This is a genomic window from Pararhizobium antarcticum (genome assembly GCF_001885585.1).
Lineage (GTDB): Bacteria > Pseudomonadota > Alphaproteobacteria > Rhizobiales > Rhizobiaceae > Pararhizobium > Pararhizobium antarcticum.
Genome location: NZ_LSRP01000038.1, coordinates 1 through 2065, shown reverse-complemented (window position 1 = coordinate 2065; position 2065 = coordinate 1). Strand labels below are relative to the sequence as shown.

Annotated in this window: 2 protein-coding genes and 3 pseudogenes; 1 reads left to right on the top strand and 4 read right to left on the bottom strand. The window is 61.1% G+C overall.

Annotated features, from left to right (window positions below):
• The 4 genes and pseudogenes from AX760_RS26155 to AX760_RS04200 form a co-directional block, all read right to left on the bottom strand.
• A pseudogene (locus AX760_RS26155) lies at positions 1-309 on the bottom strand (transposase); the annotation flags it as partial.
• 301 nt (positions 310-610) lie between these two features.
• Positions 611-775, bottom strand: a pseudogene (locus AX760_RS27560) (TetR/AcrR family transcriptional regulator); the annotation flags it as partial.
• Positions 772-1140, bottom strand: a complete 369-nt coding sequence (locus tag AX760_RS04205) for a hypothetical protein (RefSeq protein ID WP_071831748.1) — start codon at positions 1138-1140, stop codon at positions 772-774. The pseudogene AX760_RS27560 and the gene AX760_RS04205, both read right to left, overlap by 4 nt.
• On the bottom strand, positions 1137-1586 hold the full coding sequence (locus tag AX760_RS04200) for a hypothetical protein (RefSeq protein ID WP_139276441.1): 450 nt from the start codon (positions 1584-1586) through the stop codon (positions 1137-1139). Before AX760_RS04200 ends, AX760_RS04205 begins: the two co-directional genes overlap by 4 nt.
• Positions 1587-1639: 53 nt before the next feature.
• Between AX760_RS04200 and AX760_RS26150 the strand changes: the two are divergent.
• Positions 1640-2065 (top strand): annotated as a pseudogene (locus AX760_RS26150) (transposase); the annotation flags it as partial.

Here is a 2065-nt window from a genome sequence, read left to right as displayed (position 1 = left end):
CTTCAGCAGGCTGGCAACCATTCCGGTCGTCTGCCTCAGCGGCAGCTTGAACCGTCCCCGGGCTCTGCCCGTTCAGGGCTGACAACAGTCCACCGGACTGTTGTCCGGGCGCCCTTCACCCTTGATCGTCAGGCAGAACTGGATCGCTGCATCCGAGAACACGGCAGGCCGCCCAGGGCTGCCGTCATGCGGCGCGAGCCAGGCCATCTCCTTGTCCAGCCAGATCAGCAAAGACCCGCGCTTGCGAAGCGAAGCAGTGTAGCTGGACCAGTTCGTAGTGCGGTAGCGGGCGGGTGATCGCTTGCTCATGCGGCATGTCTAACCGCATGGATTCACGATGTGAATCCTCCACGGTCAGAGTTGTGCAACAACGCCGGTCACGCGTCAACACATCCATTCTGCGACGGTCGACGTCACTACAGGCGCCAAGAACCCGGCGATCGGTACCGGCCCAATTGCGGATGGCGATTTCAATACGTGCGTCGAGGCGGAGCGCCTCGTGATGGATAAGGGTACGCCGGGCACCGGGCTCAGGGTCGCACTCGGCGAGCCTCACGATGCGTTCAGTATTCCGTTCGCGCCAATCAGCCAGCAGTCGAGAGACGAAACCATCAATGCTGCCGAAGTGATGATAGAAAGATCCCCGCGTCTTTTCAGTGCGGGTTGTGAGTTGTTCGATCGTCAGCGCTTCATGCCCGTCTTGGGCCAGGATTACATAGGCAGCTTCGATCCAAAGACCCGGGCCGCCACGCTTGAACCGGGGCGCAGGCTTCATGCCGAAAGAGCCCAGATGCCGCTGCCGGTCAGCCCGGCGAACAAAATCCACTGGGGCAAATCGCGATGGCGCTGCCGTTTCCAGAGCACCAGCGCCAGACCCCACAGACTGAACAATCCGCAGATCAGCGTCGCAAACATTGCCAAAACACGCCCATCCGACGCAATTGCCGCGAATGTATAGGCTCCGGAAAGCCCAAACAGCGTGATTGTCGCCATGTGCCAGCAGTAATAATGTGTCATCGTCACGGTCGGGGACAATTCACGCTGACGCAAAAGGGGTCGGGCGATCTCGCGCCCCCCAGCAATGGAATGGATGGCCGCGATGACGACCGCGAGGATGGCGGGAAGCAGGAAGACGCTCATGGCTTCGCCATTTTGTTGAGGCGCTCAATGCGCCTTACCGCAGCGGCCAGCAGCGCTCGGGAATACAGGATGTGCAAACTCGTGAGCGCTTGAAACACGGGTCCGATCTTCCTGCGCCCGGTCGCCCCGTTCTTGACTGCAGTTATTGCGGAACCGAAATAGAGCAGGGTTCTGTCCGACACCTCGTCCGACACCGAAGCAACCTTGAACCAGGATCGGGTGCGCGCAGTTACGTGACGCATCAACAGTTGACTCTCGGCGCGCTCTTCCACGCTCCATGCGGCGAAGGTGGTCCCTGTTCCAGCCGCAACCTGCCGAGCCTGAGTATCCGAGGACGGTCGCCCGGCCAAGGACAACACCGCTCTTTCCGACTTGAACAATCCCGTCGTGTAGAAAGCCGCGACATACTGGCGTAACGAGATCAGCCCGGATGGGCGTTGTTGCACAACTCTGACCGTGGAGGATTCACATCGTGAATCCATGCGGTTAGACATGCCGCATGAGCAAGCGATCACCCGCCCGCTACCGCACTACGAACTGGTCCAGCTACACTGCTTCGCTTCGCAAGCGCGGGTCTTTGCTGATCTGGCTGGACAAGGAGATGGCCTGGCTCGCGCCGCATGACGGCAGCCCTGGTCGGCCTGCCGTGTTCTCGGATGCAGCGATCCAGTTCTGCCTGACGATCAAGGGTGAAGGGCGCCCGGACAACAGTCCGGTGGACTGTTGTCAGCCCTGAACGGGCAGAGCCCGGGGACGGTTCAAGCTGCCGCTGAGGCAGACGACCGGAATGGTTGCCAGCCTGCTGAAGATGGCTGACCTGGACTGGGGTGTGCCGGACTATACGACCCTGTGCCGGCGGCAGAAGACCCTCTCCGTCCAGATCCCTTGCCGCAGCGCCGATGGCCCGCTCAACCTCTTGGTGGAC

Coding starts and splice junctions, on each gene's coding strand:
- AX760_RS04205 (WP_071831748.1), bottom strand. CDS start 1,140: ATGAGCGTCTTCCTGCTTCCCGCCATCCTCGCGGTCGTCATCGCGGCC.